We start from the raw sequence: 19,461 nt of genomic DNA on the forward strand, positions 1-19,461 counted from the left end.
GATGCGCCTCCAGCTCACCGTCGTCGACGGCCTCGGCAGCCGGGCGGGCGCGGCGGGCGCGGCGGGCGAGGGTGAAGCGGTCCAGGGTGAAGCGGTCCAGGGTGAAGTGGTCGAGGTCGAGGTCGAGGCCCCGACCGGCTCGACCGCGAGTGAGCTGGCGACGGCTCTGGGCGCCGTGTTCGTCACTTCAGAGACGACCGGGCGACCTCGCACCGCGGGTCTGGTCGCCACGACCATCTCGGTCGCCGGCAAGGTCGTCGACCCCACCTCCCTGGTGGGTTCGGCTCCCCTGCTGGACGGGGCCGCGGTCACGGTCTCCTCCGGCCTCACCACGCCGGCGAGCGCCGGTGTGCCGGTGCCACGGTTCGCGATGTGGCTGGCCGTGACGCACGGTCCCGACGCCGGCCGCACAAGCCAGCTCGGGCTGGGTCGCCACACGCTCGGGCGTGGCGCCGACGCCTCGATCCTGATCGAGGACGCCGCGCTCTCCCGGGTGCACGCCCTGCTCGAGATCACCGCGGATGCGATCACGGTGGCCGACGGCGGGTCCACCAACGGCACCGAGCTCGACGGCACACCGGTCGGAGGCTCTCCCACGCCGGCGCCCTTGGGGGCGACCATCCGCATCGGTGACAGCCTGGTGCGGATCCGCACCGGAGATGACGTCCCGGCAGCCTCGCGCGCCTGCGGCGAGGGAACGATCGCCATCAACCGCCGACCCCGGCTCCGGGCTGCGTCGCCCGCGCGGTCGGTCACGCTTCCCGACGCACCCACAGCGCCCTCGACGAGCCGCCTGCCGTGGGTGGCCATGGCCCTCCCGCTCCCGGTGGCGGCCCTCCTCGCCGTCTTCTTCGGGCCGACCATGCTCGCGTTTGCGGTGATGAGCCCGCTGATGATGGCCGGGACCGCCTTCGGTGACCGCGTGACCACCAGACGGAGGTATGCCGCCGAGCACGCGGCGTACGAGCGTCGACTCCGGGCGGCCGAGGAGGCCGTGGACCGGGCCTGCCGGGCCGAGGAAGCAGCCCTCGACGAGGCGCTGCCGGACCCGGCCCAGGTCCTGACGATCGCGTCGACTCCGACGGCCCGACTCTGGGAACGACGCATCGACGACCCGGACGCGCTCGTCGTGGCCGTCGGGTGGTGCAGCACTCCCGCGGCGGTCCGGGTCACCGATCCGACCGGCGCGGATGCGGCGGAACCGCCACTGCTGCACCGGGTTCCCTGCACGCTTGCCGTGGGCGAGCTCGGAGTCGTCGGCATCTGCGGAAGGCGGGAGACAGTCCTCGGAGTTCTTCGCTCAGTCGTGGGACAGCTCGTCACGTTCCACTCGCCGCTCGACCTCAGCCTCGCCCTCCTCACGGGGACCGCCGCGGCCCAGCAGGACTGGTCGTGGCTCGCCAGGCTGCCGCACGTGCGCTCGCCTGAAGGCGTCCCTCAGGGCGGTTGGCTGCTGGGGCAGGGCGCCCCGGGCGCGGCACCGACGGCACCGACGGCACCGACGGCACCGACCAGGCTGGCCGGGCTGGCCGCCACGGTGCGGGACCGGCACCGCGCGCAGCCGCCCGGGGCGGCCTGGGCAGGCCCGCGCACCGTGCTGTTGCTCGATGACGCGGCTGCGCTGCGCGGCTTGCCCGACCTGGCCGAGGTGCTCGCCCGCGGACCCCGGGTCGGCATCCACGTCGTGGCCGCCGCCGACCACCGGGCCGGGCTGCCGTCGGAGACTGCGGCGGTCCTCGACCTGACCGCGCCCGAGGCCCCCCGCCTGCACCGGCTCGGCGAGGCGCCACAACCCCTGACCGCCGACCAGGTCGGTCCGTGGTGGGCCGATCGGCTCAGCCGCAGCCTCGCACCGCTGCGTGACGCCACACCCGGGGCGGCGGCCGCCTCGCCCCCGCGACAGGTCGGTCTCCTCGAGCTGCTCGCCGCACCCGGCGGCTCGGGCGACGACCTTTCCCTGACCAGCGAGGACGTCGCCCGTGGCTGGTCCCTGGCACCACGGAGCACGGCGATACCCCTCGGGCACACCAGCGACGGTCGCCACGTCGTCGACCTCGCCGGCGACGGTCCTCACGTCCTGGTGGCCGGCACGACCGGAGCCGGCAAGTCGGAGCTGCTGCGCACCCTCGTGGCCTCGCTGGCCGTGCGCAACCGGCCCGAGCACCTCTCGATGGTGCTGGTCGACTACAAGGGAGGGGCCGCCTTCCGTGACCTCGCCGCCCTCCCCCACGTCGGGAGCCTGGTCACCGATCTCGACGAGCACCTGGCCTCGCGGGCCCTGGTCAGCCTGCGCGCGGAGCTGAAGCACCGCGAACGGACACTGGCCGCCGCCGGGGTGTCGGATTTCGTTGCCTACGAATCACTTCCGTCGGTTCGCCCGCCCGCACTCGCCCGGCTCGTCATCGTCGTCGACGAGTTCCGCGCCCTCGCCGAGGAGCTCCCCGAGTTCGTCACCGGCATGGTCTCGATCGCCTCACTGGGGCGCTCGCTGGGCGTGCACCTTGTCCTCGCGACGCAGCGTCCCGCAGGTGTGGTCACTGCTGACATCAAGGCGAACCTCAACCTCCGGATCGGGCTCAGGTTGCGGGACCGCGCCGACTCGCTCGACGTGCTCGAGGCCCCCGACGCCGCCACGATCGACCCGGCCACCCCGGGGCGAGCGCTGGTGCGCACCGGCGGCGGGGACCTGCTCGCCGTCCAGGTGGCGCACCCGGGCGCCACGACCACTCGCACCCGGCCGGACGGCATACGGGTGCGAAGACTGCCGTGGGGCCACGCACCGCAACCGTGGCCCGCCCCACCCGGCCCGATCGTCGAGGAGCGCTCCGACCTCGCAGTGGTCGTCGCCGCCGTGCAGGGCGCTGCGACCGCGGTCGGCGCCCGGCCAGCGGCCAACCCATGGCTGCCTGCCCTTCCCCGGCGCATCGTGGCCGCAGCCTTGCCGCGCACGGCAACGCCGCGACAGTTCCCGATCGGGCTCGTCGACGAACCCGGACGGCAGCGTCAGCCGCCCCTGACCGTCTCGCTCGACGAGCCGCACGCCTGGGGTTTCGCGGGCGCCGCGCGGAGTGGGCGCACCACCGCACTGCTCACCTTCGTCGGCTCGGCCGCCTCCGCCTGTGGACCGGACGAGCTGCACGTGTATGCCGTGAGTGCGGGTTCTCTCTCGACCTTGCAGTCCCTGCCGCACTGCGGCGCGCACGTGGCCGTCGACGACCTCGCGCGACTCTCGCGCCTGGTCGACCGGTTGGCGGCTGCAGTCGACGAAAGACGTGCGCACGCGACGACGCCAGGCGCCCTTCTCCTCGTGATCGACGACTGGGAGCTCCTGGCAGAGCGCACCGCGGACCATGACGGCGGTCGGCTGGCCACGAGGCTGCTCGGGCTGGTCCGCGACGGCGTCGGCGCGGGACTGACCACTGCCGTCGCGGGTGGACGCAGCCTGCTCGTGGGTGGGGCTGCCGCGGCGCTCGGTCACCGCGTCGTGCTGAGGGTCGACGACCCCACTGACCTCCTCCTCGCGGGCCTGCCGCCCAGGTCGAAGCCGGTCGACCTGACACCCGGCCGCGGGCTCCTCGCCGATGGCCGCGAGGTCCAGCTCGCCCTGCCGCCGGAGCGCGAGCTCGCGACCGACTGGTCGGGCGCCGGCCGACTCCCGTGGCGGATCGATGCGCTGCCCGACCGCGTGGCGTTGGACAGCCTGCCCCGCCCGGCACCGACGGAAGGCACGGTGTGGGTGGGTGTGGGCGGCGACGAGCTCGCCCCACTCGGGCTCGACCCGGGACGGGTCGGCCGGAGGTGGGCGGTCGTCGGCGGGCGCCGCAGCGGAGTGAGCACCTCGCTGACGACCATCGCGACAGGCCTGCTCCACCAGGGACGACCGGTGTGCGCCGTCGCGCGGCCGAACGACGCCTGGGCAGGCCTCGTGGGTGACCCGCGCCTGTCGTGGTGCACCGATCCGCAGCAGGTCGCCGACCTCCTGGAGCAACGACGTCGGCACCCCGACCTCGCCATCGTGGTGGACGATGCCGACGACCTGGTTGACACGTCGATCGGCGGCGCGCTGCGCGAGTTGGCCGGGCTGGTCGATCGCGACGGCGGGCTGGTCGTCGTCGGTGCGCATGACGACACCCTGTCGCTGCAGTACCGAGGGTTGGCGATCGAGGTCGCACGGCACGGGTGCGGGATCCTGCTGGGGCCGACCAGCACCAGCGCGGCAGACCTGCTCGCGGCCCGGGTGACGGTGGATCGGGCGGCCCTACCCGGGCGTGGATACCTGGTGCGACCCGGGGTCGCCGTGCCCCTCCAGGTCGCCTCGCATACGGTCGGGGAGTGACCCTGACTCCTGACCTGGCCGCCCTCGGGGACGAGAAGTTCGTCTCCCTCACCACGTTCCGCAAGTCCGGCAAGCCGGTGCCGACCACCGTCTGGGTGGGGCGCGACGGCGACACGCTCGTCGTGACGACACCGAGCGGGAGCGGCAAGGTGAAGCGGTTGCGCAACGACCAGCGCATCGAGCTCAGGCCGTCGACACGCCGCGGCGACGTCGACGACTCGGCGACTCCCGTGGCGGGTGTGGCTGAGGTCGTCGAGGGTGCCGCGGCGATGGACCGGCTGCACGCGGTGCTCGGGGACAAGTACGGGCTCGAGTACAAGCTGGTGATGCGCCTCGAGAAGCTGTTGAAGCGCGGCAACAGGTCGCGGGTGATGCTGCGAATCCGGCCGGCCGACCACGCCGCCTGAGCCGACCTGGGCCGCGGATCGTCGCCGCCTCAGTCGTCGACGGGGTCGGCGTCCTCGTCCGTCGTGTCCGCCTTGATCGCGGCGACGATGCCGGCCAGCGCCACGACGATGACCAGCGCGCCGACCACTCCCCGGCCGCTCTGCACGAGGCTCCACCCGACGGGGAGCAGGAGCGCGTTCCAGACCACGGTCGGGGTGTTCGGCCAGTTGTCGCCGCGCACCCAGCCGCGGGCCAGCGCCGCGATGCCGACTGCGAAGACGAGGATCAGCAGGGCCGACATGACCACCCGAGTCGTGTCGTCGGCGTCGTCCTGGGTCAGCTCCCACAGGTAGAACCCGACGAACCCGACCAGCGCGAGCGCCTGGAGGGCACAGAGCCCGGCTGCCACCGTCCGGAACGGGTCGCGGGGGCGGGCAGGAGCGGGAGCCGGACTGGTCACGGCACTCAGGCTAGGCCCGCGCGCGGGAGGCGCGCACGCGGCATACCGGGTGCGCGAAGGGTTGCCCCATGGGACGGGAGCGGCCCGCGCGTCCGACATGTGACCAAAACCTCACCGTTACCGGCCGGATATCTAGCGCTGGGCCTCGCGAATCCGGGACACATGCGTCACGCTGGAACAGAAACACCCGGCAACCCGTTGGCAGAAGTGCGTCAACCCCTCCAAAATGGGTGCGCACGCGTTTCACCCTGTGTGGAAATGGGTCCGCTAGGCTTTGCCGCTCGGCCCTGACCCGCTCAGGAGCACGACCCCCAGCACACCCCCGCAACGTCGCGTCCGTGCCGTGAGGTCCGCAATCCCTGGGCCGCACCGCGCGGGCGGGAGTCCCCCTGCACTACAAGGAGCACCGTTCATGGATTGGCGCGATCGCGCTGCCTGTCTCGACGAGGACCCCGAGCTGTTCTTCCCGATCGGGAACACCGGCCCGGCGATCCTCCAGATCGAGGAGGCCAAGGCCGTGTGTCGGCGATGCACGGTCGTCGACACCTGCCTGAAGTGGGCCATCGAGTCCGGCCAGGACGCCGGCGTCTGGGGCGGCATGTCCGAGGACGAGCGCCGCGCCCTCAAGCGCCGCAACGCCCGCGCTCGCCGCGCCGGCTGACCGAGCCCACCCCGCCGCCCGTGGGCGGCCCGCACCACCCACAACTGCAGAGACCGGGACCGCGCTCAGCCGCCGTCCCTGCCCAGTGGCCGAAGCCGCGCGATGAAACGCACCCGCGTACCGCGCGGCTTTGCTGCGTCCCAGCTGATCCGGCCCCGCAGGTCCTGCACCAGCGACTGCACGATCTGGGTGCCGAGCCCCGACCCACCGGGCTTGAAGTCGCCGGGCAGCCCGGCCCCGTCGTCGGTGATCGTCACCGTGAGCAGCTCGTCGCCCCGGTCGTCGGTGCTGCGCTGCGCCGTCACCTCGACCGTGCCCCCACCGGTCTCGGCGAGCCCGTGCTCCACGGCGTTCTGGATCAGCTCGGACAGCACCATCGCGAGCGCCGTCGCGTCCTCGGCCCGCAGCGTGCCGAACGACCCGTGCAGCTGCGAGCTGATCGGGTGCTCGATCTTGGCCACCTCGGTGATCGCCTGCAGCCCGCGCACCGCGATGTCGTCGAAGTCCACCGTCTCGTCGAACCCCTGGCTCAGTGTCTCGTGCACCAGCGCGATCACCCCGACCCGGCGCACCGCCTCCTCCAGCGCCACCCGCCCGGCCTCGCCCTCGGGCAGCCGACGGGCCTGGAGCCGCAACAGCGCCGCCACGGTCTGCAGGTTGTTCTTCACACGGTGGTGGATCTCGCGGATCGTCGCGTCCTTGGTGAGCAGCTCGAGCTCGCGACGCCGCAGCTCCGAGACGTCGCGCAGGAGCAGCAGCGCACCGATCCGGTTGCCGCCCTCGGTGAGCGGGATCGCCCGCATCGAGACGCTCGCGCCACGGGACGTCACCTCGGTGCGCCAGGGCGCCCGCCCGGTGACCACCAGCGCCAGCGACTCGTCGACCGGCGCCTCGTCGCGCAGCAGGTCGGCCACCACCTTGGCGAGCAGCTCGCCGATCACGTCACCGACGTGGCCGAGCCGGTGCACGGCCGAGAGCGCGTTGGGGCTGGCGTAGGACACGATCCCGTTGACGTCCAACCGGATCACGCCGTCACCCACGCGCGGCGCACCACGCCGCTGACCGGTGGGCGCCGAGGTGTTCGGGAACTCCCCCGCCGCGATCATCCGCGCCATCGCGTCGGCCAGCGCTTGGTAGGTCAGCTCCAGCCGGCTCGGCGTGCGCATCGCGGCAAGGTTGGTATGGCGGGTGATCACCGCCAGTGCGCGGCCCTGGCGCACGACCGGGATGGCTTCCTCCCGGACCGGCATGTCGTCGCGGAAGATCGGGTCCTTCTCCCGGACGATCCGCTGGTCCAGGTAGGCCTGGTCGAGCAGCGACTGCCGACCCCGGTGCGTCCGCCGGCCGACGACGTCCTCGAAGAACACCATCTGGCCGGTCGTCGGTCGCACGTGCGCGACGGCCAGCCAGCCCTCCAGACCACCCGGCACCCACAGCACCAGGTCGCCGAACGACAGGTCCGAGATCAGCTGCCAGTCGCCGACGAGCAGCTGCAGCCACTCCACCTCGGCGGGCGCGAGGTCGGTGGCGGACTGGAGCACCTCGTTGAGCGTGGGCACGCCGGAAGCCTAATCGGCCCGCCACCACCGCCCGACGCGCAGGCTCGTGATCGGCGAATCACGCTGCTGTCGGCCAGGTGTCCCCTAGCCTCGTCCCTCATGAGCGAGCCCCCGTCCCAGGTGCCCCCGTCCCAGGTGCCCCCGTCCGAGCCAGCCCAGCTCGAGCCGGCCCAGCCCGGCCAGCCTGCCGGTCCGGCCCAGCCGGCCCTGGGCACCATCCGGCTCACCATCCAGGGGTCGATGTGGACCGCCAACGCCCTCACCCCGCGGGTGCGGATCAACGGCTACCCCGTGCCGTCCCGCTATGGCGTGCAGGACCTGCCCGTCTACGTCGGAGCCAACCACGTGGACGTCGACGCCCAGTGGATGCGCACCTACGGCCAGGCCGGGATCGACACGACGGTGGCCCCCGGCCAGGTCGTCGAGGTCTGGTACGCCTCGCCCGTGCACCAGTTCGCCCGCGGCAACATCGGCTTCACCAAGCAACCTCGTCCGGGGATGGGCTGCCTGTGGGTGGCCCTGGGCCTGGTCGCGCTCGTCGTCGTCCTCGCCGTCGTCGCCGCGGCGTTGGCGGGCTGAGCAACCCGGCCCGGTCAGGCCCCGCGCGCCACCTCGTCGCCTAGGGAGATGGTGCCAGGCTGGACCACGGTCGCGTAGACGCCAGCGTTGAGGTCGTGGTGCTCGCTGATCGCCTTGAGCATGCCGGGTCGCTCGGCCAGGCCGACCTGGGCCACGCCCACCATCCGGCAGCGCTCGGTCGTCTCGGTGACCCGCACGACGACCGCACCGATTCGGACCTCGCGCCCGAGCCAGCTCTCCTCGACGAACGGCTCGGTGGTGGCGACGACGACGTTGGTGCGCAGGTGGCGTGGGTCCACTGGTCGTCCGTCGCCCTCGTGCCGACCGAGCTCCTCGAGCGTGGCGGTGCCGACGATCGAGAACGTCGCACCGTCCTGGTGCTGGATGTCGGTCTCGCGCCGGACCGAGACGGGCTCGCCGAAGTGCTCGCTCAGCGCCGCATCCGCCTCGGGAGTGCCGGCGACCACCGTGACCCCACCGGGCAGGGTCACGTGGGTGTCGTCACCGTCGCGGCGGGCCGACGCGGTGAAGACCGGATCCATCCGCCGGAACCGTCGGGAGTGCTTGCCCGTGGCCAGCTTGCGCGCCGAGTCGTAGACCGCCCACTCCCGGTCGCCGAGCAGCCCGCGCTCGTCGACCGCGACCGACTGCACCGCGTCGACACCCATGGCCTTGACCGGGAACCGGTGCAGCGCGACGACGACGAGAGGTATGGCGTCGATGGCCGCCTCAGCTCGTCGCCGCACCCGAGCGGATGACCGAGCGCAGCGTGCGCAGGGCCACCGACAGGGCCGCGATGTTCGGCTTGTCGAGACGCTCGATGCCACTGAGCGCCGTCCGGGCCCTGGCCAGGCTCTCCGCGTTGGCCTTGCCCCACTCCTCGTAGCGCGCCAACGGCGCGGCGCCGGAGGTGGACGCGTCGATGACGGAGCGCACCAGGCTCTCCAGCACGGCATACAGGTCGTCGCGCAGGGCGCCACGGGCCAGGGCGTCCCACCGGTCGTCACGCGGGAGGTTGGTGACCCGCGTGAGCATCGCATCGATGCCGAACCGCTCCGACAGCACGAAGTAGAGCGGGGCCACGTCGGCCGGCGACTCTCCCGTGTCGGTGGCGATGTCGACGATGTCGAGCAGCGAGAACTGGTCGAGCAGGCTCGCCGAGCGAAGCGCGAGGTCCTCGTGCACTCCGACCTTTTCGAGCCCGGAGGCGTTGCGCTGCAAGCGCTTGAGCTCCGCACCCTTGAGCAGGTCCTGGATCTGTGGGCGAACTCGCGCACCACGTCACCGAACCGCGCCACCTCGTTGGCGACGTCGAGCCGCGACGGACGCGAGGTGAGGAACCACCGCATCGACCGGTCGATCAGACGCCGGAACTCGAGATAGAGCTGGCTCTGCACATCGGTGGAGACGACGTTGTCGAGCGCCTCGACCTCGCGGACGAAGTCCGGCAGGTTGAAGATCTCGCGGCACACCACGAAGGCCCGCGCGATCTGCTCCGGTGTCGCGCCGGTCTCCTCCATCGCACGGAAGGCGAAGGTGATGCCGCCCCGGTTGACCATCGAGTTCACCACCGAGTTGGTGATGATCTCGCGACGCAGCGGGTGCTCGGCCAGCTCGTCGGCGAACTGCTCGCGCAGGGCCGCCGGGAAGTAGTCGGTCAGGGTCGCCTGGAACCACGGGTCGTCGGGCAGCTCCGACGGCAGCAGGTCCTCCTTGAGCGCCAGCTTGGCGTAGGCGACCAGCACCGAGAACTCCGGCGACTTCAGTCCGAGGCCGGCTGCGAACCGACGGTCGATCTCGGTGTCGGACGGCAGGAACTCGAGGGCCCGGTCGAGGTCGCCGCGCTCCTCCAGCCAGTGGATCAGCCGCTGGTGCACCGGGAGCATCGGGTGCTCCTGCGCGCGCGCGTTGCCGAGCAGGACGTTCTGCTCGTAGTTGTCGCGCAGCACCTGGGCGGCGACGTCGTCGGTCATCGACGCCAGCAGGGTGTTGCGCTGCTTGAGCGTCATGTCACCACCCTTGACCAGGGAGGTCAGCAGGATCTTGATGTTGACCTCGTGGTCGGAGGTGTCGACGCCGGCGGAGTTGTCGATGGCGTCGGTGTTGACCCGCACTCCGTGCAGGGCCGCCTCGATCCGTCCGAGCTGGCTCAGCCCCAGGTTGCCGCCCTCGCCGACGACCTTGCAGCGCAGCTGCCCGCCGTCGACACGGATCGCGTCGTTGGCCCGGTCGCCGATGTCGGCGTTGCTCTCCCCGGCCGACTTGACGTAGGTGCCGATGCCGCCGTTCCAGAGCAGGTCGACCGGCGACAGCAGGATCGCCTTCATCAGCTCGGCCGGGGTCATCGACGTCGCGCCCTTGGGCAGGCCCAGTGCCTCGGTCATCTCCGGGGTGATCGCGATCGACTTGAGCGAGCGGTCGAAGACGCCGCCACCGGTCGAGATGAGCGACGTGTCGTAGTCGGCCCACGACGAGCGCGGGAGGTCGAAGAGCCGCTGCCGCTCCGGGAAGCTCGTGGCCGCAACGGGATTCGGGTCGATGAAGATGTGCCGGTGGTCGAAGGCAGCCACCAGCCGGATGTGCTCCGAGAGCAGCATGCCGTTGCCGAAGACGTCACCCGACATGTCGCCGATGCCGACAGCGGTGAAGTCCTCGGTCTGGGTGTCGTGGCCCATCTCGCGGAAGTGCCGCTTGACCGACTCCCACGCGCCACGGGCGGTGATGCCCATCGCCTTGTGGTCGTAGCCGGCCGAGCCACCGGAGGCGAAGCCGTCGTCGAGCCAGAACCCGTAGGACTGGGCCACGCCGTTGGCGATGTCGGAGAACGTCGCGGTGCCCTTGTCGGCGGCCACCACGAGGTAGGAGTCGTCGGGGTCGTGCCGCACCACCGACGGCGGTGGCACGATCTGGGCGCCGTCGCGGTTGTCGGTGAGGTCGAGCAGCCCGGAGATGAACACCTTGTAGGAGGCGATTCCCTCGGCCAGCCAGGCGTCGCGGTCGACGGTCGGGTCGGGCAGCTGCTTGGCGTAGAAGCCACCCTTCGACCCGGTCGGCACGATGACGGCGTTCTTGACCATCTGGGCCTTGACCAGGCCGAGCACCTCGGTGCGGAAGTCCTCGCGCCGGTCGGACCAGCGCAACCCGCCGCGGGCCACCGGCCCGAACCGCAGGTGCACCCCCTCGACGCGCGGGGAGTAGACGAAGATCTCGAACTGGGGCCGCGGTGCCGGGAGGTCGGGGACGGCCTTCGGGTTGAGCTTGAGCGACACGTAGCTCTTTGCCGCCCCGGTCGCATCCGCCTGGTAGAAGTTCGTCCGCAGCGTCGCGGTGATGACGCCGAGGAAGGCCCGGATGATCCGGTCGTGGTCGAGGCTCTTGACCTCGTCGAGGTCCTTGGTGATCTGGTCGCACAGCGACGCCTGCTCGGCCTCGCGATCGGCACCCGCCACACCGGCATACCGGCTCGGGTCGAAGCGGGCCTCGAAGAGGGCCACGAGCTTCGCGGCCAACCGCAGGTTGGACACCAGGGCCGACTCGACGTAGTCCTGCGAGAACGTGGACCCGGTCTGGCGCAGGTACTTGGCGACGGTGCGCAGGATGACGACCTGGCGCCAGGTCAGCCCGGCACCGAGGACCAGCGCGTTGAACCCGTCGGACTCGGCCTCGCCCCGCCACACCGCGCCGACCGCATCCTGGAAGAGCTCGCGCAGCCGGTCGCGGCCACCGTCGCCGGTCCACACCTTGTCGTCACGCACCCGCAGGCCGAAGTCGTAGACCCACAGGCCCACCCCGTCGCCGCGCGAGATCTCGTAGGGCCGCTCGTCGACGACCTCGACACCCATGTGGGTGAACATCGGCAGCACCTGCGTCAACGACAGGGGGCTGCGACGGTAGAGCTTGAACCGGCGCTCGTTCGCGGGGGCACCGGGCTCCTGGTACATGTTCAGGCCGGTGGCGTCGTCGGCGTCCAGCGCGTCCATGTGGCGGATGTCGGCGACCCCCACGCGGGAGGTGAAGTCCTCCTTGTAGGCCTCCGGGAAGGCCCGACCGTAGAGCCCGGACAGCCGCGCTGCTGCTTCCTCGCCGTGCTCGGCGCGCGCGGCCTCGCCGAGGTCCTCGTCCCAGGTGCGGGTCGCGTCGACCAGCTGGCGCTCGAGCACCGCCTCGTCGATCGCGGGGATCGACTCGCCGGGTGGCACGCGCACCACGAAGTGCAGCCGCGCCAGCACCGACTCCGACACCCGGGTCGTGAAGTCGACCGTCGCGCCCGGAAATGCCTGTCGCAGAATGGATTCCATCTTCAGGCGGACGCCGGTGTTGTAGCGGTCGCGAGGGATGTAGACGAGGCAGGACACGAACCGGCCGAACCGGTCGCGTCGCAGGAAGAGCTTGGTCTTGCGCCGCTCCTGCAGGTGGAGCACGGTCGTCGCGTTGTCGAGGAGCATCTCCTCGTCGGCCTGGAACAGCTCGTCGCGCGGGTAGTTCTCGAGCACCTCGAGCAGGTCCTTGCCCGAGTGAGAGTCGGCCGCGAAGCCGGTGCGCTGGAAGATCGCGGCTACCTTGTCGCGCAGCACCGGCACCCGCGTCACGGACTCGGTGTAGGCGCTGGAGGTGAACAGGCCGAGGAAGCGCTTCTCCCCCGTGACCTCACCCGCGGCGTCGAACTGCTTGACGCTGACGTAGTCGAGGTAGGTGTTGCGGTGCACCGTCGCCCGCGAGTTGGCCTTGGTGATGATGAGCAGCTCGCGAGCGCGCGCCACGGCCCTGGCCTGCTCGCTGAGGAGGACCCCGTCCCCGGTGCGGTCGTATCGCAGCAGCCCGAGCCCGGTGCCCTGCACCGCCTCGAGCTTGTCCTGGTCGGCCCCGCGGTGCAGCGCGTACTCGCGGTAGCCCAGGAAGGTGAAGTGGTTGTCCGCCAACCACTCCAGGAGCCCGCGGGCCTGCTCCACCTCCTCGGCCGGTATGCCGGTGGGCGGCGAGTCGGCGAGGTCGCGCGCGGCCTGCGAGCAGGTGGCCTTCATCTTCGGCCAGTCCTCGACCGCCTCACGCACGTTGCCGAGCACCCGGCGCAGGCCCTCGGCGATGGCGGCACGGTCCTCGGGGTTGCTGTCACGGTCGATCTCGAGGTGCATCCACGACTCGCGGACCAGCCCGAAGCCGTCGGAGCCGGTGTCTCCACCAGCGCCCCCGCTGCCGTCGAGGACGACCTCCTCCAGCCGACCCGCGGCGTCGCGCCGGACGCGCATGGTGGGGTGCACCACGAGGTGCACGGCCCGCTCCATCCGCTGCAGCTCGGCGCTCACCGAGTCGACCAGGAACGGCATGTCGTCGGTGACCACCTGGACGACGGTGTGCCCGCTGGCCCAGCCCTGCTCCTCGACCTCGGGGTTGAACACCTCGACCTTGGCCGTGCCGACGGGACGGTCCTTCGCGAGCTCGCGCTGGGCCATCGCGGCGCCGAGCAGGTCCTCGGGCGCGCGGGCCAGGAGGTCCTCGGTGGCCACGTGTCGGTAGTAGGTCCGCAGGAACTTCTCGACCGCCTCACCCCCGCCGTGGTCCGCGCGCTCCGCGGCGGTGTGCAGGAGTTGCTGACGGGACTGCTCCAGCGACGCAGACATGGCTGTCGACTACATCCTCACTCGGTCGTCGTGCACGGTCATCGTGCAGGTGGTCGCACCACGCCGTGCGGCCCCTGCCGAGACTATCGCTCACCCGTCGCACGCGGCACACCCCGCCCCTTCGGCCCCATACCCGGAACGTTTTCGCAGGTCAAAGTGCATTTTCTGGCGAATGTGTGATGAGGTGAGGTGTTTGCATCCCCTGACAAAAGGAGCTCCACGTGATCGTCCTCGGCATCATCCTGCTGATTCTCGGTCTGCTCGTCAGCAGCCTGAAGATCCTGGTGACCATCGGCGCCATCCTCATCGTGGTCGGCCTCGTGCTGGCCATCCTGGGCGGCACCGGTCGGGCCATCGGTGGCAGGAAGCACTGGTACTGATCGGACCTGTGAGGGGCCAACGGCCCCCGGAGTGCCCCTGCGCGAGCATGTGGGTAACTCCGGGGGCCGTTCCCTTGCCTTCACTACAGTGACCGGTATGCCGCCCGCCCGGGTCGACCCCGCCCGTCCCCTCCTGCTCGGAGCGGACCTGGAGCCCCTGCGCGAGTGCGTCCGGGCAGCCGCCGAGGAGGTGCTCGCCCAGTTCCCCACGGTGGGTGACCGCGAGACCCAGGCCGTCGTGGACGGCTGGGTCGACCAGCTGGCCGACCTCCTGCGCGAGATCGACGCGACCGCCACCGAGCTGGCGCTCCGGGTGCCGTCGTGAGCGCCGTGACCGGTGACCCGGCCTCCTGCTCGCACCTCGGGGGCACCCTGCGCCAGCTCGCCACCACGCTGCGGGTGGCCGACCGGAGGCGGCGCGGGCCCGACGGGCTCGTCCATCCCGCCGACCAGGGGGTTACTGCGCTGCCGGTCCGGGTCCGCCGACGGGTCGACGCCCTCGGCGCGGCAACGGCGGTGGCAGCCAGCGAGGTCGACCGCGTCGGCGCCGCGCTCCAGTCCCACGCCGCCGACCTGGCCGAGGCGGTGGCCGACGGTCGACGGATCGAGGCGCGCGCCACGCGCGCCGGCCTGCGAGTCGATGACGACGGAGTCGTGACCACGGCCTGGGGCGTCAGCGGGGTCGCCGACGGAGCGGCCAGCGCACAGCAGCTGGCCGCTCGCGAGCACCTGCAGGCCGAGCTCGACGCGCTCGCCTCACTGGTGGCGACCCGCCGCCGGCGGCTGGCCGCGACGCTGCGCGAGTCGCAGGCCGTGCTGGCCGCGCACGCCGGGGCGTTGCGCCGGTGACCACCATCGACCTCAACGCCGACCTCGGCGAGTCGTTCGGCCGGTGGACGCTCGGCGACGACGAGGCGATGCTCGACGTCGTCACGAGTGCCAACGTCGCCTGCGGCTTCCACGCCGGCGACCCGCGCGGGCTGCTGCGCGTCTGCGAGCTGGCCGCCGAGCGCGGGGTGGTCGTCGGGGCCCAGGTCGGCTACCGCGACCTCGCGGGCTTCGGGCGCCGGTTCATCGACCTCGACCCGGCCGACCTGACCGCCGACGTGGTCTACCAGCTCGGCGCGCTCCAGGGGATCTGCGCCGCCACCGGCACCACCGTCCGCTACGTCAAGCCGCACGGCGCTCTCTACAACGCGGTCGTGCACCACCGGGCGCAAGCCGAGGCCGTCGTCGAGGCGGTCCGTCGGGTCGACCCGACGCTTCCCCTCCTCGGCCTGCCGGGGTCGGCGCTGCTCGATGCGGCGGGCGCCGCCGGGCTCGCCACCGTGACCGAGGCGTTCGCCGACCGGGCCTACACGGCCTCGGGGACGCTCGTCCCGCGGTCCGAGGACGGCGCCGTGCTGCGCGACCCCGACGCGGTGGCAGCGCGGGCCGTGCGGATGGTGGTGGCCGGTGAGGTCGAGGCCGCCGACGGCGCCGTGGTCAGGGTCGGTGCCCGGTCGCTCTGCGTGCACGGCGACAGCCCCGGCGCGGTCTCGATGGCCACCGCCGTGCGGTCCCGGCTCGAGGCCGCGGGGGTCGAGCTGCGGCCCTTCGTCACCCCGAGCGACTAGGCCGTCGTGACCGGTCGACTGCTTCCCAGTGGCGAGCGGGCCCTCCTCGTCGAGGTCGACGACCTCGCCCAGGCGTTGGCGTTGCACCGTCGGCTGTGGGTCGACGACCGCCTGCCCGGTCTGCTCGACGCCGTGGTGGGCGCGCGCACCCTGCTCCTCGTCTCCGACTCCCCCGCGTCGCTGCGGCACGTCGTCGCCGAGGTGTCCGGGCTCCTGACCGTTCGGGCGGGTTCGGAACCGTCCGAGGGGTTCGCACCTACCGACCCCTCTGACGGTTCCGGTGCCGACACCGAGGTGGCCGAGGTGGCCGAGGTGGTCGAGGTCGTCGTCCGCTACGACGGGCCGGATCTCGACGAGGTGGCAGAGCTGACCGGGTTGTCGCGGGCCGAGGTGGTCGCTGCCCACACCGGTCGGCCCTGGCGGGTGGGCTTCGCGGGGTTCGCCCCCGGATTCGCCTACCTCGTCGACGGAGACCCCCGGCTCGACGTCCCCCGTCGGGAGACCCCGCGCACCCGGGTGCCCTCCGGCTCGGTGGGACTCGCCGGGGCCTTCAGCGGCGTCTACCCGCGGTCCTCCCCCGGCGGCTGGCAGCTGATCGGGCACACCGAGCAGGTGCTGTGGGACCTCGACCGCGACCCGCCGGCCCTGCTGCGACCCGGGCTGGTGGTGCAGTTCACGGACGCAGGTGGTGCCTCGTGACTGGCTGGGAGCGCACGACACCGGAGCCCGCGGCACCCGCCCGTCTCGAGGTGCTGGAGCCGGGGCCGCTGGCGCTGCTCCAGGACCGCGGCCGACCCGGTCTGTCCGAGCTCGGGGTCGGGCCTTCCGGGGCCGCCGACCGGGGTGCCTTCGCGCTCGGAGCGCGCCTCCTCGGCCAGGGCACCGACCTCGCGGCGGTCGAGGCGCACCACGGTGGCCTCGGCCTCCGGGCGCTCGACACGGTCACCGTCGTGCTGACCGGGGCGCCCACCCCGGCCACCATCGATGCCCGCCCGGTGGGTCACGCCGCTCCACTCACCCTGCGACGCGGCTCCGTCCTGGCGCTGGGCGCACCGGTCAGCGGCATGCGCACCTATGTCAGCGTCCGCGGCGGTATCGCGGTGCCCATGGTGCTCGGATCTCGTTCGTACGACACGCTTTCTGGCATCGGGCCGCCACCCCTGCGGGCCGGCGACGTGCTGCCGGTCGGCCGACCGGCCGGTCAGCCCACTGTCGACGTCGCGCCCGTCGCCCCTCCGTCGGCCGGGCCGGTCACGCTCGACGCACTGCCCGGCCCACGCAGGGACTGGCTGCACGACCCGACGCGGCTGACCGCTGCCACCTGGACGGTCGACCCGGCCAGCGACCGCGTGGGCATCCGGCTCGACGGCCCTGCGCTGCGTCGGACCGCTGCGCTGGTCGACCGCGAGCTCCCCAGTGAGGGGGTGGTCCGTGGCGCGGTGCAGGTGCCTGCCGACGGCCGCCCGGTGCTCTTCCTCGCCGACCACCCGGTCACCGGCGGCTACCCCGTCGTGGCCGTCCTCACCGACCACGCCACCGACCTCGCCGCCCAGCTCGTTGCAGGTCAGCAGGTGCGCGTGCGACTTCTGTCGTCGCGATCCTGAGCCCCGGTGGCTTACGCTGACGCCACGTCCGCCGACCGGTGGGCCCGGCACCCCGGTGACAGGAGCAGTCGCATGAAGATCGCCAAGTCGATCGAGTACCCCGGCACCCCCGACGCGGTCTTCGCAGTCCTGTCCGACGTGGCGTTCCAAGAGGCGAAGTGCGCGGCCACCGCAGCCATCAAGCACTCGGCCAACGTCGAGACGGTCGGTGACCACACGGTCATCACCACCGAGCGCGTCCTGCCCAGCGACGGCCTGCCCGACTTCGCCAAGTCGATGGTCGGCGACACCCTGAAGGTCACCGAGACGCAGGACTGGGGACCGGCCTCGGCCAGCGGCGGTCGCCGCGGCACCGTCGAGATGGCCGTCGCCGGCGCCCCCATCTCGCTCAAGGGCACCCTGATGCTCGCGCCCGGCCCGGGCTGCACCGTCGAGACCCTCGACGCCGAGCTCAAGGCCAAGGTGCCCCTCATCGGCGGCAAGATCGAGAAGGCCGCGGCCCCGCCGATCGAAGAGGCCATCGACATCGAGGCCCAGACCGCCAGGACCTGGCTCAACCGCTAGGCGCAGGCCCGCCCGGGCGTCAGCCCATGTGCGGGTAGGCGTGCGCCTTCGGCGGGTCGAAGGTCTCCTTGATCGAGCGGGCGCTGGTCCAGCGCAGGAGGTTCTGCGCGGCACCGGCCTTGTCGTTGGTGCCCGAGGCCCGCCCACCACCGAACGGCTGCTGCCCGACGACCGCACCGGTCGGCTTGTCGTTGATGTAGAAGTTGCCGGCCGCGAACCGCAGGCGCGCGGTCGCGTCGGCGATCACGTAGCGGTCCTGCGCGATGATCGAGCCGGTCAGGCCGAACGGCGCGAACGACTCCATCTGGTCGAGCACCTTGTCGTACTGACGGTCGGGATAGACGTGCACCGACAGGATCGGGCCGAAGTACTCGGTGCGGAACGACTCGTCGGTCGGGTCGTCGATCTCGAGCACCGTCGGGCGGATGAACCAGCCCTCGCTGTCGTCGTAGGTGCCACCGGCCACGACGTCGACCCCGGCCGTCGCGTGCGCGCGGTCGATGGCGGCGGTGTGCTTGGCGTAGGCCCGCTCGTCGATGACGGCGCCCATGAAGTTCGACAGGTCGGTTACGTCACCCTGGCTGAGGCCGTTGGTGATCGACACGAGGTCGGCCTTGATCTTCTTCCACAGCGAGCGCGGCACGTAGGCGCGGGAGGCCGCCGAGCACTTCTGGCCCTGGAACTCGAACGCGCCGCGGATCATGGCCGTGCGCAACACATCCGGGTCGGCGGAGGGGTGCGCCAGGATGAAGTCCTTGCCCCCGGTCTCGCCGACGAGGCGCGGGTAGGTGCGGTAGCTCGGCAGGTTGGCGCCGACCTCCTGCCACAGGTGCTGGAAGGTCGGGGTCGAGCCGGTGAAGTGGATGCCGGCGAGGTCGGGGTCGGCCAGGGCCACCTTCGAGACGTTGAGGCCGTCGCCGGTGACCATGTTGATGACGCCGGGCGGCATACCGGCCTCTTCGAGCAGCGACATGGTGAGCTGCGCGGCGAACTGCTGCGTCGGGCTCGGCTTCCACACGACGGTGTTGCCCATCAGGGCCGGGGCGGTCGGCAGGTTGCCCGCGATGGCGGTGAAGTTGAACGGGGTGATCGCGTAGACGAAGCCCTCGAGCGGGCGGTGGTCGGTGCGGTTCCAGATGCCCTTGGCGTTGAGCGGCGGCTGCTCGGCGAGGATCTGGCGGGCGAAGTGCACGTTGATCCGCCAGAAGTCGATCAGCTCGCAGGCGGCGTCGATCTCGGCCTGGTAGGCGGTCTTGGACTGGCCCAGCATCGTCGCCGCGTTGAGGTGCGCGCGCCACGGCCCGGAGAGCAGCTCGGCTGCCTTGAGCAGGATGGCCGCCCGGTCGTCGAAGGAGGTCTCGCGCCACTGGGGCGCCGCCGCCTTGGCCGCGTCGACTGCGGCCTGGGCGTCACCGAGGGTGGCGTTGCGCATCGTGCCGAGCACCTTGCGGCGCGCGTGCGGCTGGCGCACCTCGATCTTCTTGCCCGTGCCCATGACCCGCTTGCCCGCGATGGTGTGGGGCAGGTCGGTGCTCGCGCTGCCCAGCTCTGCGAGCGCCACCTCGAGCGACGCACGCTCGGGACTGCCCGGCGCGTAGTCGAGGACGGTCTCGTTGACGGGGACGGGCACCTGGGTGACGGCATCCATGTGGGCTGGCTCCTCGGGGTCGCTTCGGTGGCTCGGGCGCGGCTGGGTG

General features: G+C 72.1%; 15 protein-coding genes and 1 pseudogene. 11 read left to right on the forward strand and 5 right to left on the reverse strand.

Annotated features, from left to right (window positions below; genetic code table 11):
- Window position 1 precedes the first annotated feature (1 nt).
- Window positions 2-4,336 carry an FtsK/SpoIIIE domain-containing protein gene (locus BLQ34_RS09130; RefSeq protein WP_091784332.1) on the forward strand — a complete coding sequence of 1,445 codons (4,335 nt, stop codon included), beginning with the start codon at window positions 2-4 and terminating at the stop codon, window positions 4,334-4,336.
- The gene (locus BLQ34_RS09135) at window positions 4,333-4,743 is read left to right on the forward strand and encodes a PPOX class F420-dependent oxidoreductase (RefSeq protein ID WP_197674811.1); all 411 of its coding nucleotides are present in this window, start codon (window positions 4,333-4,335) and stop codon (window positions 4,741-4,743) included. The genes BLQ34_RS09130 and BLQ34_RS09135 overlap by 4 nt, the downstream gene beginning before the upstream one ends.
- A gap of 29 nt (window positions 4,744-4,772) precedes the next feature.
- On the opposite strand, the gene BLQ34_RS09140 is transcribed toward BLQ34_RS09135, so the two are convergent.
- Window positions 4,773-5,183, reverse strand: a complete 411-nt coding sequence (locus BLQ34_RS09140; protein ID WP_231961520.1) for a hypothetical protein — start codon at window positions 5,181-5,183, stop codon at window positions 4,773-4,775.
- A gap of 412 nt (window positions 5,184-5,595) precedes the next feature.
- On the opposite strand from BLQ34_RS09140, the gene BLQ34_RS09145 reads away from it, so the two are divergent.
- The gene (locus BLQ34_RS09145; protein WP_091784338.1) at window positions 5,596-5,844 is read left to right on the forward strand and encodes a WhiB family transcriptional regulator; all 249 of its coding nucleotides are present in this window, start codon (window positions 5,596-5,598) and stop codon (window positions 5,842-5,844) included.
- 65 nt (window positions 5,845-5,909) lie between these two features.
- On the opposite strand, the gene BLQ34_RS09150 is transcribed toward BLQ34_RS09145, so the two are convergent.
- A complete protein-coding gene (locus tag BLQ34_RS09150; RefSeq protein ID WP_091784341.1) occupies window positions 5,910-7,403 on the reverse strand; it encodes a sensor histidine kinase in 1,494 nt (497 codons plus the stop codon).
- A gap of 99 nt (window positions 7,404-7,502) precedes the next feature.
- Between BLQ34_RS09150 and BLQ34_RS09155 the strand changes: the two genes are divergently transcribed.
- Window positions 7,503-7,982: a hypothetical protein gene (locus BLQ34_RS09155; RefSeq protein WP_091784343.1), complete on the forward strand. Its 480-nt coding sequence runs from the start codon at window positions 7,503-7,505 to the stop codon at window positions 7,980-7,982.
- Between the two features lie 14 nt (window positions 7,983-7,996).
- Here BLQ34_RS09155 and BLQ34_RS09160 read toward each other — a convergent pair whose 3' ends face one another.
- On the reverse strand, window positions 7,997-8,650 hold the full coding sequence (locus BLQ34_RS09160) for an MOSC domain-containing protein (protein ID WP_231961541.1): 654 nt from the start codon (window positions 8,648-8,650) through the stop codon (window positions 7,997-7,999).
- 61 nt (window positions 8,651-8,711) lie between these two features.
- Window positions 8,712-13,600: pseudogene (locus tag BLQ34_RS09165) on the reverse strand (NAD-glutamate dehydrogenase).
- A gap of 221 nt (window positions 13,601-13,821) precedes the next feature.
- On the opposite strand from BLQ34_RS09165, the gene BLQ34_RS19015 reads away from it, so the two are divergent.
- The 7 genes from BLQ34_RS19015 (at window position 13,822) to BLQ34_RS09200 (ending at window position 17,764) form a co-directional block, all read left to right on the forward strand.
- Window positions 13,822-13,980 (forward strand): DUF6131 family protein, encoded by a 159-nt coding sequence (locus tag BLQ34_RS19015; protein WP_091784347.1) that lies wholly within the window; start codon window positions 13,822-13,824, stop codon window positions 13,978-13,980.
- Between the two features lie 97 nt (window positions 13,981-14,077).
- Entirely contained in the window at window positions 14,078-14,305 is a 228-nt protein-coding gene (locus tag BLQ34_RS09175) for a hypothetical protein (protein ID WP_091784349.1), read from the forward strand.
- Entirely contained in the window at window positions 14,302-14,829 is a 528-nt protein-coding gene (locus BLQ34_RS09180; RefSeq protein WP_091784351.1) for a hypothetical protein, read from the forward strand. Before BLQ34_RS09175 ends, BLQ34_RS09180 begins: the two co-directional genes overlap by 4 nt.
- The gene (locus tag BLQ34_RS09185) at window positions 14,826-15,596 is read left to right on the forward strand and encodes a LamB/YcsF family protein (RefSeq protein ID WP_091784354.1); all 771 of its coding nucleotides are present in this window, start codon (window positions 14,826-14,828) and stop codon (window positions 15,594-15,596) included. The genes BLQ34_RS09180 and BLQ34_RS09185 overlap by 4 nt, the downstream gene beginning before the upstream one ends.
- Before the next feature lie 6 nt (window positions 15,597-15,602).
- A complete protein-coding gene (locus BLQ34_RS09190; RefSeq protein ID WP_091784357.1) occupies window positions 15,603-16,295 on the forward strand; it encodes a 5-oxoprolinase subunit B family protein in 693 nt (230 codons plus the stop codon).
- The gene (locus BLQ34_RS09195; RefSeq protein WP_091784361.1) at window positions 16,292-17,200 is read left to right on the forward strand and encodes a 5-oxoprolinase subunit C family protein; all 909 of its coding nucleotides are present in this window, start codon (window positions 16,292-16,294) and stop codon (window positions 17,198-17,200) included. The genes BLQ34_RS09190 and BLQ34_RS09195 overlap by 4 nt, the downstream gene beginning before the upstream one ends.
- 72 nt (window positions 17,201-17,272) lie before the next feature.
- Window positions 17,273-17,764, forward strand: a complete 492-nt coding sequence (locus BLQ34_RS09200; protein ID WP_091784364.1) for a DUF2505 domain-containing protein — start codon at window positions 17,273-17,275, stop codon at window positions 17,762-17,764.
- Window positions 17,765-17,783: 19 nt separating this feature from the next.
- On the opposite strand, the gene pruA is transcribed toward BLQ34_RS09200, so the two are convergent.
- Window positions 17,784-19,412 (reverse strand): L-glutamate gamma-semialdehyde dehydrogenase, encoded by a 1,629-nt coding sequence (pruA, locus tag BLQ34_RS09205; RefSeq protein ID WP_091784367.1) that lies wholly within the window; start codon window positions 19,410-19,412, stop codon window positions 17,784-17,786.
- Between the last annotated feature and the right edge of the window lie 49 nt (window positions 19,413-19,461).

It is taken from the genome of Pedococcus dokdonensis (assembly GCF_900104525.1).
GTDB classification, from domain to species: Bacteria; Actinomycetota; Actinomycetes; order Actinomycetales; family Dermatophilaceae; genus Pedococcus; species Pedococcus dokdonensis.

What these genes read in the sequence shown, in the direction of transcription:
- BLQ34_RS09130 (WP_091784332.1), top strand. Translation starts at nt 2, where the DNA reads ATGCGCCTCCAGCTCACCGTCGTCGACGGCCTCGGCAGCCGGGCGGGC.
- BLQ34_RS09155 (WP_091784343.1), top strand. Translation starts at nt 7,503, where the DNA reads ATGAGCGAGCCCCCGTCCCAGGTGCCCCCGTCCCAGGTGCCCCCGTCC.
- BLQ34_RS09160 (WP_231961541.1), bottom strand. Translation starts at nt 8,650, where the DNA reads ATGGGTGTCGACGCGGTGCAGTCGGTCGCGGTCGACGAGCGCGGGCTG.
- BLQ34_RS09200 (WP_091784364.1), top strand. Translation starts at nt 17,273, where the DNA reads ATGAAGATCGCCAAGTCGATCGAGTACCCCGGCACCCCCGACGCGGTC.
- BLQ34_RS09145 (WP_091784338.1), top strand. Translation starts at nt 5,596, where the DNA reads ATGGATTGGCGCGATCGCGCTGCCTGTCTCGACGAGGACCCCGAGCTG.
- pruA (WP_091784367.1), bottom strand. Translation starts at nt 19,412, where the DNA reads ATGGATGCCGTCACCCAGGTGCCCGTCCCCGTCAACGAGACCGTCCTC.
- BLQ34_RS09175 (WP_091784349.1), top strand. Translation starts at nt 14,078, where the DNA reads ATGCCGCCCGCCCGGGTCGACCCCGCCCGTCCCCTCCTGCTCGGAGCG.